This is a genomic window from Microbulbifer sp. ABM4_008 (assembly GCF_056311705.1).
This window is the reverse complement of sequence record NZ_CM149970.1, coordinates 113,218-127,044: the sequence shown is the minus strand read 5'-3', so window position 1 is coordinate 127,044 and position 13,827 is coordinate 113,218. Positions and strand designations below refer to the sequence as shown.

Genomic DNA, 13,827 nt, shown 5'->3' with positions numbered 1-13,827 from the left:
TTCCCTGAAGTTTCAAACTCTTAAGTAGGGGAGCCACAGGCTCCCGAAAATCTGTTCGAGCGCTTGTCACCTAGGACAAGCGCAGGCCAGTTGTGTTCAGACCGGGACTCAGGCCCCGAAACAGCAATATTTGGTCTCGTAAAATTCGGCCATACCCTCGACACCGCCCTCGCGGCCAATGCCGGACTCTTTAACACCACCGAAGGGTGCCACAGTGGTGGAGAAAACCCCGGTGTTACAGGCAATCATGCCGTAGTCGAGCGCCTCTACCACACGATTGGCACGGCGAATGTTTTCACTCATCACGTAAGCCGCCAAGCCGTAGGGCGTTTCATTGGCACGGCAAACCACATCTTCCTCATCGGAAAACTTCTGTATCGCCGCCAGAGGGCCAAAAATTTCCTCCTGAGCGATACGCATGGTATCGGTAACTCCAGTGAGGATGGTTGGCGCAAAAAAGTTATCGCCATTGGCCAGCTGCTCACCACCAATTTCAATTTTTGCTCCGGCCGCAACCGCGTCCTGTACCAGTCCCTGAACCCGGTCTACAGCCCTGCGGAAGATCATCGGACCCATATTGACCCCTTCCTCGGTAGCGTGGCCGATCTTCAGGGCGGCAACCTGCTCGCGCAGCTTTTCCACAAACTCATCGTGCACGGATTCGTGCACGTAAATACGGTTGGTGGCCACGCACACCTGGCCCGCATTGCGGAATTTGGTCGCCATACAGGCGCTGACTGCGGTATCCATATCCGCATCGTCAAATACGATAAACGGCGCGTTGCCGCCGAGCTCCATGGACATTTTTTTCACGGTGCTGGCGCACTGGGACATCAACAGCTTGCCCACAGCAGTGGAGCCGGTGAATGTGAATTTGGCCACACGGGGATCTTGGGTCAGAACCTTGCCAATGCCCGGGGAATCACTGCCGGTAACCACGTTGATAGTCCCCTTGGGCAGGCCCGCTTCTTCTGCTAACTGGCACAGCGCCAGGGCCGATAACGGGGTCTCCAGGGCAGGTTTAATCACCACAGTACAGCCCGCCGCCAGTGCCGGACCCGCCTTGCGGGTGATCATGGCGTTGGGGAAGTTCCAGGGAGTAATACAGGACACCACACCCACCGGCTGGCGGATGGTATTCAGGCGCATGGCCGGGTTGTGGGTCGGGATCGTCTGGCCGTAGGCCCGGCGGCACTCTTCCGCGAACCACTCAATAAAGGAAGCCCCGTAGATAATCTCACCTTTCGCTTCCGCTACCGGCTTGCCCTGCTCCAGGCTAAGGATCATTGCCAGGTCATCGCTGTTATCCACGATCAGCTGGTACCAGCGCTTGAGAACCGAAGCTCTCTCACCGGCTGTACGGCGGCTCCAAGCGGGGAAGGCTTCACTGGCAGCCGCCACCGCCGCCTCGGCATCCTCTGCGGTACCGTCGGCCACACGGCCTAGCAACTCGCCATTTGCCGGGTCACATACATCTACAGTGGCGGTAGCGTCACGCCATTCGCCCGCTATATAGTTCTGAAATTTCAACAGGTCCGAATTTGCAAGTTTCACAGGGAAATTCCTAGTAAATAGATGTTATTAGTAGTATGCGGCGATTCTGGCCGCAGCTGACTGAGGAGAATAGTAGTATTTTTCCAACTAAAGTTTATATTTATCAAACTTTAATCAAATCCGCAGCCCGCAGCGCCGGAAACAACCTGGAAGTGCAGCTATGAGCAAAACCAAAAACGCCCTGGGAGGCCGCCTCAGCGATATGGATTTGCGCCTGCTGCGCGTCTTCCGCGAGGTTGTGCACGCCGGAGGCATCACCCCTGCCGAAGTCACCCTGAATATCAGCCGCTCCACGATCAGTGTGCATATCTCCGACCTGGAGACACGGCTGGGTATGCAATTGTGCTTGCGCTCCCGAGGCAGGGCCGACTTCAAACTGACCCCGGAGGGGGAGGCCTTGTATCGGGCTATTTTGGAGCTCGATGGACACCTGGATACCTTCAAAAGCCAGGTCAATGCAATCCAATCCCAACTCACCGGTACCCTGCGCCTGGTAATGCCCGACGATGTATTGGAAATACCGCAATTGAACTTGCCCGGAACTATCGCCCAACTGCGTGAGAAGGCCTCACAACTACACCTGGAAGTACAACTGGCCGCCCCTCAGGAACTCGAGTTGGAAATCCTCGCAGGCCGCGCTGATATCGGTATCAACCCCTTGCACTCACGTCGGCCGGGGCTGGAATACCAACCCCTGTTCTATCACCAGTCGATACTCTATTGCAGTAACAGCCACCCCTGTGCCCAGGTGTCAGCTATTGATGAGGAGCTGCTCACCCAGCAGGAGTTAGCTGCGCCCAGCCATACTGTTCTCTCTGGTGCGGCGCACCTGTATCGGCTGTTTCCCAAGCGATCCACAGCCAACCATATGGCGGCCAGGTTAGCGATGATACTTTCTGGATGCTTTGTGGGTTTCCTACCGGAATACCTGGCCCGCAGATATGTCAGGGAAGGAACCCTGCTCCCCCTGCTTCCGGAGAAGTTTCACTACCGAATACAAAATGCTGTCACCTTCAAGAAAAGTGCAACAACTCATCCCGCTGTGCAGCTTTTTTTGGAAGCCTTGCAAATCAATAGACAGATATAGCCACTGCTGTTTATCCCTAATGATACTGAAATAATCGAGCCAAGAATCCAGCAAATAGAGAGATAAGCATTTTAAAAATTACCAACTACTTATGATCGATCCTCTATTGTGGAAATTGTCATAATAATTAAATAAATTCAAACATAAAAACACAACCAAAAAGCAAATCATCTGTAACTTAATGCGCCACAGTGGTAATCTCCTCCTCCAATAGAATTACAGGGATAACCCGTGATAGATTTTAAAAACTCACCAGTATTTAAACTCAAGCCTATAGATATCTCTGAATCCAGGGATGACTTTAATAAGTTCCTGATCGAGGGGGAGTTTATTTTTGCAGGTTTTAAAACTATTCGCGATCAGGTAGTTTTCACCAACAAACGCATTATTGCCGCCAATGTTCAGGGTATCACGGGCTCAAAAGTAGACTACACCTCTTTGCCTTTCAGCAAGATCCAGGCATTCTCTGTTGAGACCGCTGGCACTTTTGATCTGGACTGTGAAATAGAAATTTATTTAAGCGAGATCGGTAAGGTAAGGTTCGAAATAAGAGGTTCTTTCGATCTTATTCAGTTCAACAAATATATTAGCCAATACATATTGGACTGATATCAACCCTTAGTAAATATACAAAATAACTGGGGCTCAGCAGCCCCCACAACTTTATTAATCAACCCGATAGTAGAGAGGGATGTCCATGTCGCAAATCTGGTTAGAAAGCCTAATTACTGAAAATGCACAACAAGGCTTTGAACTTGCAATGAAACTATCCAGGATGGGAGTTAAATACACCCAGCCTTCAGATGAAGTACGGGGTAAGCTGAGGTCCGCCTATGAGGAAAATGCAGACAGCCTGATCGCCTCCTCTCAGGTTGTTGCCATTAATTTCCAAACCGTTGCAGCAGCCAATAATTACTGGCGCAGCTAAAGGGTTAAGAATGCGTTATCTTTATAGAACGGGTAACGCATTCTAGATCTGAAAACACTCAAACAATTTCCCTTCATCTCCTCCTCAATAATTTATGATCTTTTAGTACTACAAACACTCTGATTCTGTACTAAAAATTAGCCATCACTATAGGTAGCTGCGAGATCGTCATATTCACTGTTGACGCTCTCGACCTTATTGATATTTATAAACATCGAGATACTGTCTTTGGCACAAGATGGATTAACTCAACGACCAGTAATATTGCGCCTCAAATGGGAAGGTGGAAGAGATGGAATACAATGACGATGAAAAGTACTTAATTCAACTTTGGGAAACCCATACCGAGGCCGAATTCGATCTAAAAGATGCCGATGCCGCAATTGCTACCATGACCGAAAATCCCGTATTAATTCATGTACCGGTTAATACCGGCGCAACGGGAAAAGAACCCCTGCGAAAATTTTATAGGGAAATATTTATTCCTCAAATGCCAGCAGATATAAATTTACAGCTTCTTTCCCGCACCGTGGGCAAAGACAGCTTAGTAGATGAGTTTATTCTTCATTTTACCCATTCTATTCGTATGGATTGGTTCGCACCTGGTATCGAAGCAACAGGGAAGAAGCTTTCAGTCCCCCATGTGGGAATAATTAGCTTCTCCAATAGAAAAATCAGCTCTGAGCATATTTACTGGGACCAAGCGACTGTCTTGGATCAATTGGGTATATTGCAGTCAGGTCTACCGGTAACAGGAAGTAGTCAATGTCATCGCTTGCTAAATAGTAATGCTCCGGCAAATGAGCTGATACCGTAAATTTTATACCCAATGGGTAAAATCCAAGCCAACGCCCAGACTGACCAAATGGTCACGCTCAGGCTGAGGAAAGTATCCATAACTGAATCTAAAATGTGAGGACTTGCGTCTAACTACTGTAATTTAAATAAATGATATAGCGATTAGGATTTGCGGTAACATCAGTAGATTACCGTTTTCACTAATATATTTTACCGAATTGGTAGGGGTAGTTATGCGAACACTTGGAAATTTCCTCTGGTTTATCCTTGGCGGTGTCTTTATGGGACTCTGCTGGTGGTTTTGCTCGCTGATTGCCTTTATCAGTATTATTGGTATTCCCTGGGGAAGAGCCTGCTTTGTAATCGGCAAATTTTCCTTTTTCCCTTTCGGCAAGGAGGCAATTTCCCGAGAAGAACTCACCCTGCGCGGTGATATTGGGACAAGCGGCTTTGGTTTAGTCGGAAATATTATCTGGTTCCTATTGGCTGGTATCTGGCTTGCTATTGGCCACCTTCTGCATGCTATTGCCTGTTTTATTACCATTATTGGTATACCTTTTGGTTTACAGCACCTTAAGCTTGCGGCAATTTCACTCTCTCCGATAGGAAAGACTATTGTCAGCAAGGAAGTAGCCCATTCCGCTAAAATGCGTAATGCAGATGTTGAAGTGACCAGATTAAGAAGTGGTACTTAAGTAAACATACATTAACAATGATACCGTACCAACTTGGGGTTATTACTAAAATAGCCCTGAGTTCTCAAGTCCCACCGCAATAAATTAATAAAAAATTTTTCAGATCAGAAAAATCACTTTATTTATCTTGTTATAAGCAGGCATTACCAATTTAAAGCATTCAATTTTGAGCTGTTTTATCGCTGTCAAATTCAAACTTATTCATTTCGTGTAGTACTTAGCCAAACTATAGAAGCTAAATAATAAAATAAGGATATTAAATGAAAAACCTAACACGACAAATCACTGGCTCAATTATGCTTTCTTTGGGACTTATTGGTCTAAGTGCCTATGCAGAGCCAGTAGAAACTACAGAACCCGCACAAGTTATGCTTTTTGGTAGCTTTCACTTTAGCCACTTCAGCAAACCCAGTAAAGATGTGGTGAAAACACAAGTTATTGATGTTTATACCGAAGAAAGTCAAAGGTATTTGGAGGACCTATCCTCACGGATTGCCGCCGACTCGCCAACACATGTTCTTCTGGAATGTCACACCAATGAAGAAAGTAAAATAAATCAGCGCTTTGCCAAATATGTCAAGGGTGAACACAAGCTAAATAGAGGAGAAAGCGAACAGCTGGGATTCAGAGTAGCCAAGAAGGCCGGCCTGCCTAAAGTCATCTGCTATGATGCTAGCCAAGATCTCCCCTATGGCGAACTTTTATCCTATCTAGAAAGTAATTCGCCCGAGCGAAAAGAAATAACTGATGAATTTTTAAAGGCTTGGGGCATTCGATTTAATGAGATGCATGCCTCACTGTCATTGGAGGAAATTCTGGACAAGCACAATGACCCCGCTGAAGATAAAATAAACGTAGGCTCCTATATAATGCTCAATGACGTTGGCCAAGGTGATAACTTTATAGGGGCCGATCTATCCTCCAAATGGTGGTCCAGAAACTTCCGTATGTATGCCAATATCCAATCCGTCGCCCAACCGGGTACCAAAGTTTTCGTTCTAGGTGGACAGGGGCATAGCTCTATAATGAGACCGATGCTCGAATTGGATGATAAACGTGAAACCTGGGATGTCCGCAGTTATTTCTAAAGAAGGCTCAACACCAAAGTCAGCCCCTTAGGGGGAGGAGCCCTGCCACTGGTTTTATAGATAGAGTAGAACTTTATCTACACCCCAAAGGCAGGGCGCTATGGATATCTATAAGACCTTATTATTCGGTATTCTTTTCAGTCTAATACCACCGTGTACAGCTGAAGAACCCCCTAAAGAAGTACAGGTATCGGCAGGAAAGCTTGAAACACTGTCCTCCCTGACACAGGAAGGACTTGCTGAGCGCCCAATTCATGTATGGCTGCCTGATCAATATCCTACACAGAAACCCTATGCCGTCCTTTATATGCACGATGGACAGATGCTGTTCGACAGTAAAACCACCTGGAATGGTCAGGAGTGGGGCATGGATGAAGTCGCCTCTCGGTTAATAGCAGAAAAGAAGGTACGTCCCTTCATAGTTGTCGCTATCGATAACATTGAGACACTTCGCCACGGTGACTACTTCCCCCAGAAAGCTCGGAGTTTTTTGCCTAAAGAAGCTTCACAGGTCCAACATCCATTTAACCAAGCCGAATTGCGCGGGGATCTTTACTTACAATTTTTGGTGACCAAGGTTAAACCCTATATTGATAGTCATTACGCTGTGAGTGGTGATCCCAGCGACACCTTTATTGCCGGCGCGAGTATGGGGGGATTAATATCACTCTATGCGGTCACAGAGTACCCCGAAGTGTTCTCTACGGCTGCAGCTATATCCACCCATTGGCCAGGGATTAACCCCGACGACAAACTACCGATAGCTAAGGCTATTCGCGACTATCTAGAGGCAAATTTACCTAAGCCTGGAAGTCACCGATTTTATTTTGACCATGGTACAGAAACCCTGGATGCTTATTACCCACCTCTGCAACGGGCTGTGGATAAAATCATGCGCCAGAAAGGGTATTCCTATTTAAATTGGCAAACCCAAGTATTTGAGGGTCATGCCCATGATGAGAAATCATGGAATTCTAGACTCGATGAAATATTAATATTTATATTTGGAAACCCTCAAACAGACGCTTGAATTACTTTTTTATTTCAGATGCCGGCGTCTATATAAATAAAAGACATAGTTGCCGGCATTCCAACTTATCCCTTAAGACTACTTTGCTACTTTGTGGCATCCAACAATAGTTCTGCAACTATACTTCTCTATCAAGCTCCCAATAGTTTTTGGCAGACAAATAACTATTGCGATTGAAGCTTTTCCTAACGCATCACTTCTCCTGCGACAAGAATGAAACGTAAAAGCCGAACTGTTCTTTTAATACCTGGAATTTTTGATCGAGGAACCTCCTTACTTAGAATGCAGCACGAATTAGCTGCCGAAAATTATGACGTACACTATATCCACCTACGCTACAACTCCGGCTGGCATGGTATGGAACACCTTTCGTCCCAGCTTTTCGCAAAATTGGAGCACATCGTAGATAAAGAAACTACCTGTACCCTGGTGGGATTCAGCATGGGAGGGATAATCGCTCGGTATTATTTACAAGCCCTTAATGGTTTGGAGCGGGTGCATAAATTTATATCAATTTCCTCTCCCCATCATGGTAGTTACTGGGCAAACTTTCTTCCTTACAAAGGTGGGAAACAATTGCGGATCGGCAGTGATTTTTTACGCGCGTTGAACTTAGGCATTCAAAAATTGGAGGTTACCGAACCGGCTTCAATCTGGACACCCTATGACATAACCATTATGCCCCATAGTAGTGCTATCCTGGGCTTGGGAACATCCTACGAAGTTCCAGTGATACTACATCGAATGATGCCGCTAAGTAGCAAGGTAATTTCATTACTAAAACGGGAAATTAAATCAGGATTGGATTAAGAAGCTCACTGACAGAAACTAGCTTTAATTTTATGAGTTTAACGAGAAGTAAGGCATGGACAGCCCAGAAGAAAAAACTTCGATTACAGATAAGGCAATTCACAACTACTATCGAAAATTTGAAAGCCTGATTGCCTTAATTTTGACTTTTATTATTGTTGTAATCGTAATAGTCGCGATCAGTCGATTGGGATATTCTGTATACAATATGTTACTGGTGGGCATGCAGGACCCTCTGGACCACAAGGTATTTCAAACAATATTTGGCGAAATTATTACTTTACTGATTGCACTGGAATTTAGCCATACACTTCAATATGTAGTTACACGTCAACAGAGTATTATTCAAACCAAAGTTGTCGTACTTATTGCTATTCTGGCTTTATCCAGAAAATTTATTATTTTAGATCTGGATAAGGTCAATGCTGGCGAGCTTTTGGGGTTATCTACAGCCACTCTCGCACTGGGCCTTACTTACTTAATATTGAAGCTTAAAAATAGTAACTAAGGGTACTTTTGTAAACCAGACAGTAATCCAGGGTGGAGGAACACCTCCACCCTCTCACTATTTTAACTATCCTCACGTAGAGCGTGATGTAACTTTACCGGTGGGGTCTTACGGGCTTTCTTACTGCGCATGCGCAAATTGAGGAACTCCACAGCCATTGAAAACGCCATGGCAAAGTAGATATATCCCTTAGGTACATGGACATCAAACCCTTCAACCACCAGAGTTAAGCCCACCATAATTAAGAAGGATAGTGCCAGCATTTTCACGGTAGGATGACGATCAACAAAATCCCCGATTGGTTTAGCTGCTACCAACATAACGATTACCGCCAGAATAATCGCTATTGCCATGATTGAGATCTCGTCGACCAATCCCACAGCGGTAATTACAGAATCCAAGGAAAAGACAATATCCAATAGTGCAATTTGTAGTAGCACCATCCAAAATCCCGCACTGCCGAGCGAGGATGCACTCTCCTCTTCACCCTCGAGACTATTGTGAATTTCATGGGTAGCTTTAGCGATTAGGAACAGCCCTCCGCCAACCAAAATAATATCGCGACCTGAAATTTCCATGCCATAGATGCTAAATAGTGGCTCGACCAAGCCCATAATCCATACAATAGAGAAAAGCAGAACCAACCGGGTCACCATTGCCAGGGTAAGACCAATAAAGCGCGCGGGCTCTCTCTGTTTTGGAGGCAACCGTCCAACCAAAATGGAGATAAAGATAATATTATCGATGCCCAGCACTATCTCCAGCGCCGCCAACGTGGCCAATGCTATCCAGGCCTCAGGGCTGGCTATCCACTCAAACATACGATCTAATCCTTATATAATTTATTATTTAATAAGCCTTTAATGGACAAATACTTTATTTTTCTATTCTGGCTTTATCACTTCAAAATCTAGGTATCTTCCTCCAGCCAAGCTTTCGCCTCAGTTTCTGATTCAAATGTTCGATATTCACCACCAATAAACCAGCTACCTACTTTTCCGGCGACTTTTAGCCAGCGTTTATCTGAAAGTACGGCAACCCGGTTAAACTCCCGGCCGTATTCAATACCCAACTTAAAATCATCCCAAGCCGCCCGAGGCTCCCACCCCTCCAATTCTCGAGCATCCATAAATACGTTTATTTTTGGGTGCTCAACTTTTTCTATTGCTGCGGTTAACATTGGTACCATGGTTTCGTAATCATCATGGGTCAGCTTACCACGGGCCTTCACAGTAAGGAAAATATAATCGAATTTCTGTTCCAAACCGATAGACACACCATGGGACGTAACAGTCATAAGACACCTGTAAATCTTTTACGAATTATCACTACATAATCCATACTTTAATCATCGAAAAAGCCATGAATTCATGAGTTAAGATGAAAAGATCATATTAATTGAAAGGTGATAGGTTTAAGTATTTGAATAGCTACTCTCTACAAGCTGATAGTATCAGAACCACTGCCATCAAACTGTACCAGACAGAACTCATTTCCAAAGGGGTCAGTTAATGAAGACTTAACTCCCCATTCTTTTTGCTGGATTTCACCCTGTATCTGTCCACCAGCATCGACCACCTGCTCTATTGCCAGAAGCAAATCCTCTACAACAATATCCATATTTACCGGCGTCCAGTGCCGATCATAGCTACCTATATTTTTTTTACTGTTTATCGGCCAGATCCCCGAATCCCTTTGCTGTAGAAATATAGGCACAGTGCCACCGAGCATCTCAATCATATCCGTTCCCAGGCGGCGACCTTCGTAGAGGCCAAATGCATCTCGATAAAAATTGATCGCCCGGTTTAAGTCATCGACATCAATGTTGAGAAGTACTTGCATTGTGATATGCGACCCACAAAACTCCGCTTTAGTCAGCTCCTGCTGGCTTGGGTTCTCCACATTGCCAGCAGTAATCAAAAGCTGCACCGTTATCTTCCCCACATGCCTGGCAGAACCAGCTATTCGAATCCACCTCAGCCTCAGCCAGGACCTGTCGGGCCCGCTCCAAATCGCGGTCACGCTCTAACCATAATTCTGGCCAAACCTGGTTGGGGGCTAATTCACCAGTAGCCCCCTGGGCATATTCGTTTTTTAATTGTGTTTTTATTCCCGCAACTTCAAGTCGACTCTTTGCCAACTCAACCAGCAAACGGTTTTCATGGGTATAAATAAGTTTCATAATTGGGCCGCACAAATATCAGGAATCCCCAGATTACACAGCTATTAATCTGCAAACAAACCCTGCTTCTGCCAAGCCGGCAATTCCTGAAAATTCTCAGCGCACACCGATCAAACCACAGTTTTCATATTCACAGTATTTCTCTTCTCCAACCGTAATGATCTCCAGAATAGACTCTACGGAGTCAACTGCTGAACGGCTGTTCAATAGAATTCTGCCTGAGCGATTGGCAATATATTCAAGGACAATTTTTCCTTTTCTATTGCGATGCTCAGCAATTTTCTGCCCTTTTCTAACTTGATCACCACGATTGACAAATAGCCTGATCCACTCTCTTTGCCTCTGCTTGAGATTGTTATTGTGAGACATACTCGTATAAATTTTTTCTGCGCTAACAAGCCCTGCTATTTCGCCAAAAACTGGCGCTTTTTCAGCATGGGCATAGGTCGCACCAATGGCACTTAAAGCCACAAATAGAACGGTAGTTTTGTTCAAATCAGCACCCCTACACGCTATAAAACTCGTGAACTGGAATACTCATATCCTGAAAATGTCGCCCCAAACTTTTCTCAGGGCAATAAGTTAGGTATAGCTGACTAGATAATTCACGCCAGAAAATCCACTGCGCGTCGATCCGGCAGCTGGTATGAAGGTAGAGGGAGATAAACACTGACTACACCGGAGCCCTGTATGTCTAGTGGCAATTCCGGCGTGAGTGGGAAAAATGCATGAGGACCGGGAATCCGGCCCTCAAATCTGAAAAGCTAGCTCAAATCAATCCAGGTGGACTTGAGTTCACAGTACTTTTCCAGCGCGTGTAGCGACTTATCGCGGCCATTTCCAGACTGCTTAAAACCGCCAAATGGTACGGTGATATCACCGCCAAAATAGTTATTTACCCAAACAGAGCCGGCGTATATATCCCGGGCCATACGGTGGGCACGCCCCAGGTTATTGGTCCAGATACCCGCCGCCAGGCCGTAGATTGAGTCGTTGGCAATGGCGAGTGCTTCTTCCTCTGTCTCGAACTCGATAACAGACAGTACCGGGCCAAAGATTTCTTCACGGGCGATCGTCATGTCACCGGTGACACCGCGAAATACCGTTGGCTCATAGTAGTAACCGCCTGCTACTTCATCTACCGGTTTGCCGCCGCAAACCAATTGGGCACCCTGCTCCAGGCCCTTGGCCACGTAAAATTCAACCGTATCAAACTGGCTGCGATCGATCAGGGCACCCATACGGGTACTTGGGTTTTGCGGATGCCCGGGCTTAAAGCACTCTGCCGCTTTAGCCACCTTTTGAATAAATTCATCGGCAATAGATTTTTCAACCAGCAGACGCGATCCGGCGGTGCAGGTCTCCCCCTGGTTGTAGAAAATGGCCAGGGCCGCTGCTTCTGCCGCCTTATCCAGATCTGCATCGGCAAATACAATATTCGGGCTTTTACCGCCGAGCTCAAGGAAAGTACGCTTGAGGTTGGACTGACCTGAGTACTCGGTCAGGGTTTTGCCTACTTCGGTGGAGCCTGTAAAGGTCAGGCAATCGATATCCATATGCAGACCCAAGGCCTTGCCCAAGCTACTTCCCGGTCCCGGTAGCACATTTAACACGCCATCCGGCAGGCCCGCGTCCTTAGCCAGGCCCGCCAGCTTAATCGCTGTCAGCGGTGTGTTAGACGCGGGCTTCAGGATAACGCTGTTGCCGGTGGCCAGGGCCGGCCCCAGTTTCCAGGCGGTGGTGGATAAAGGGAAGTTCCAGGGCACAATGGCGGCCACCACCCCCAGGGGCATACGGGTAACCAAGCCCAACTCACCGGGGCCGGTTGGGGCCACTTCATCGTAAATCTTGTCGATTGCTTCACCGCTCCAGCGAATCGTAGTGGCCGCTCCAGGGACATCCACGGCCATGGTATCGCCAATCGGCTTACCCGCATCGAGGCTCTCGAGAAGGGCAATTTCCACCAGATTCTCTTCAATCAGCTCTGCAAAGCGCACCATAATTTTTTTGCGCTGCATTGGCGGCATTTTCGACCAAACGCCAGACTCGAAGGTTTCCCGAGCCACCTTTACCACCAAGTCCGCGTCATTTGGACCGCAACTGGCAATTTGCGCCAGCTCTTCACCATTTGCGGGATTAAAAGTGGCGCGAGTTTCACCGGAGAGAGCATCGACATAGCTGCCATTGATAAAGGCACGGCCCTCGATCTTCAGTGAGGCCGCCAGAGCCTGCCATTCCTGCAGGTTTTGGGGGATATTATTTTTCGCTGACATGACACACCTCATTTAACTTGGAGATAGTTTTCCCGGTTATATCGAAAATGTGATCACAAATCAAAGGGCTGAAGTCATTCTAAACTAAGCTACCTGCGTTTCCACACGCAGCCAATCATCTTCCAACTGCATCGCCAGATTATCGCCGTGGTGTAATTCGCCCACTCCCGCCGGTGTGCCCGTCAAAACCACATCGCCGGGTTCGAGCGTAAAGTAACTGCTGACATAGGCCACCAGATCGAGAATTGGTGTCAGCATATTTTCGGTTTTACCCTGCTGGCGCAGTTCACCGTTCAGCCATAGGGAATAGCTGAGCTTGTCCCAGTCCGGCAACCAATCGAGTTTCACAAAGGGAGAAAGAGGGCATGACTTATCAAACCCCTTGGCCTTTTCCCAAGGATGGCCCGCTTTTTTCAGCTTCGTTTGGAGGTCGCGCAAAGTTAAATCCAGGGAGAGGCCCAAGCCAGCAATGGCCCCAGGGACTTCTGCCACGTTGGCATTACTCAAGCGCTTACCAATCAACAGGGCAAGCTCCCCTTCAAAGTGACAACTGCCGCGCCCCGCTGGTAAATGGATGGTGTCTGCCATAGGTACCGCTGCTGTTGCCGGCTTGATAAATAGCAGGGGTTCTTCTGGCACCGGATTATTTAACTCCGCCGCGTGGTCTGCGTAATTGCGCCCCACACAGACAACCTTCCCCAAACCAAACGGTACTTCACTGCCACAGGTAAATTGATGTTGGTACATAGATAAACAAGATAGTTAGGATAGAAATTTCGAATAAAGCCTTGGAGGCTGCATGTGCTATGATCGCGCCTTCGCCAAAATTGCGGCACCCCCGAAGAAGTGATCTAAGCACTTTGCACCTGTTATT

Annotated in this window: 17 protein-coding genes; 9 read left to right on the top strand and 8 right to left on the bottom strand. The window is 46.8% G+C overall.

Annotation, left to right across the window (positions count from 1 at the left end):
• Window positions 1-108: 108 nt before the first annotated feature.
• Complete coding sequence (locus tag ACYX4J_RS00590) at window positions 109-1,554, bottom strand: NAD-dependent succinate-semialdehyde dehydrogenase (protein WP_476177643.1); 1,446 nt, start codon at window positions 1,552-1,554, stop codon at window positions 109-111.
• A 160-nt stretch (window positions 1,555-1,714) separates the two neighbouring features.
• Here ACYX4J_RS00590 and ACYX4J_RS00585 point away from each other — a divergent pair, with 160 nt between their 5' ends.
• The 9 genes from ACYX4J_RS00585 to ACYX4J_RS00545 all read left to right on the top strand — a co-directional run bounded on the left by ACYX4J_RS00585 (window position 1,715) and on the right by ACYX4J_RS00545 (window position 8,498).
• Window positions 1,715-2,641, top strand: a complete 927-nt coding sequence (locus ACYX4J_RS00585) for a LysR family transcriptional regulator (RefSeq protein ID WP_476177642.1) — start codon at window positions 1,715-1,717, stop codon at window positions 2,639-2,641.
• Between the two features lie 231 nt (window positions 2,642-2,872).
• A complete protein-coding gene (locus ACYX4J_RS00580) occupies window positions 2,873-3,250 on the top strand; it encodes a PH domain-containing protein (RefSeq protein WP_444895831.1) in 378 nt (125 codons plus the stop codon).
• Between the two features lie 88 nt (window positions 3,251-3,338).
• A complete protein-coding gene (locus ACYX4J_RS00575) occupies window positions 3,339-3,569 on the top strand; it encodes a hexameric tyrosine-coordinated heme protein (protein ID WP_444906993.1) in 231 nt (76 codons plus the stop codon).
• Window positions 3,570-3,861: 292 nt separating this feature from the next.
• Window positions 3,862-4,386 carry a nuclear transport factor 2 family protein gene (locus tag ACYX4J_RS00570; RefSeq protein WP_444906992.1) on the top strand — a complete coding sequence of 175 codons (525 nt, stop codon included), beginning with the start codon at window positions 3,862-3,864 and terminating at the stop codon, window positions 4,384-4,386.
• Between the two features lie 214 nt (window positions 4,387-4,600).
• Window positions 4,601-5,062, top strand: coding sequence for a YccF domain-containing protein (locus ACYX4J_RS00565; protein WP_444911708.1), 462 nt, complete (start codon window positions 4,601-4,603; stop codon window positions 5,060-5,062).
• Window positions 5,063-5,322: 260 nt separating this feature from the next.
• On the top strand, window positions 5,323-6,150 hold the full coding sequence (locus tag ACYX4J_RS00560) for a DUF5694 domain-containing protein (RefSeq protein ID WP_476177641.1): 828 nt from the start codon (window positions 5,323-5,325) through the stop codon (window positions 6,148-6,150).
• A gap of 100 nt (window positions 6,151-6,250) precedes the next feature.
• On the top strand, window positions 6,251-7,180 hold the full coding sequence (locus ACYX4J_RS00555; RefSeq protein ID WP_476177640.1) for an alpha/beta hydrolase: 930 nt from the start codon (window positions 6,251-6,253) through the stop codon (window positions 7,178-7,180).
• A gap of 213 nt (window positions 7,181-7,393) precedes the next feature.
• A complete protein-coding gene (locus ACYX4J_RS00550; RefSeq protein WP_445359130.1) occupies window positions 7,394-7,990 on the top strand; it encodes a lipase family alpha/beta hydrolase in 597 nt (198 codons plus the stop codon).
• Between the two features lie 55 nt (window positions 7,991-8,045).
• Window positions 8,046-8,498 carry a phosphate-starvation-inducible PsiE family protein gene (locus tag ACYX4J_RS00545; protein WP_282930894.1) on the top strand — a complete coding sequence of 151 codons (453 nt, stop codon included), beginning with the start codon at window positions 8,046-8,048 and terminating at the stop codon, window positions 8,496-8,498.
• A 62-nt stretch (window positions 8,499-8,560) separates the two neighbouring features.
• On the opposite strand, the gene ACYX4J_RS00540 is transcribed toward ACYX4J_RS00545, so the two are convergent.
• From ACYX4J_RS00540 to ACYX4J_RS00510, 7 genes are all read right to left on the bottom strand, one after another.
• A complete protein-coding gene (locus ACYX4J_RS00540) occupies window positions 8,561-9,319 on the bottom strand; it encodes a TerC family protein (RefSeq protein WP_445362709.1) in 759 nt (252 codons plus the stop codon).
• Between the two features lie 89 nt (window positions 9,320-9,408).
• Window positions 9,409-9,795: a SpoIIAA family protein gene (locus tag ACYX4J_RS00535; protein WP_445359132.1), complete on the bottom strand. Its 387-nt coding sequence runs from the start codon at window positions 9,793-9,795 to the stop codon at window positions 9,409-9,411.
• Window positions 9,796-9,935: 140 nt separating this feature from the next.
• Complete coding sequence (locus ACYX4J_RS00530) at window positions 9,936-10,427, bottom strand: VOC family protein (RefSeq protein WP_282930891.1); 492 nt, start codon at window positions 10,425-10,427, stop codon at window positions 9,936-9,938.
• Complete coding sequence (locus ACYX4J_RS00525; RefSeq protein WP_282930890.1) at window positions 10,369-10,680, bottom strand: putative signal transducing protein; 312 nt, start codon at window positions 10,678-10,680, stop codon at window positions 10,369-10,371. The genes ACYX4J_RS00530 and ACYX4J_RS00525 overlap by 59 nt, the downstream gene beginning before the upstream one ends.
• A 96-nt stretch (window positions 10,681-10,776) precedes the next feature.
• A complete protein-coding gene (locus tag ACYX4J_RS00520) occupies window positions 10,777-11,175 on the bottom strand; it encodes a hypothetical protein (protein WP_445359133.1) in 399 nt (132 codons plus the stop codon).
• 269 nt (window positions 11,176-11,444) lie between these two features.
• The gene (locus ACYX4J_RS00515; RefSeq protein WP_476177639.1) at window positions 11,445-12,953 is read right to left on the bottom strand and encodes an aldehyde dehydrogenase; all 1,509 of its coding nucleotides are present in this window, start codon (window positions 12,951-12,953) and stop codon (window positions 11,445-11,447) included.
• Between the two features lie 84 nt (window positions 12,954-13,037).
• Window positions 13,038-13,700, bottom strand: a complete 663-nt coding sequence (locus ACYX4J_RS00510) for a fumarylacetoacetate hydrolase family protein (protein WP_282930887.1) — start codon at window positions 13,698-13,700, stop codon at window positions 13,038-13,040.
• Window positions 13,701-13,827: the final 127 nt, after the last annotated feature.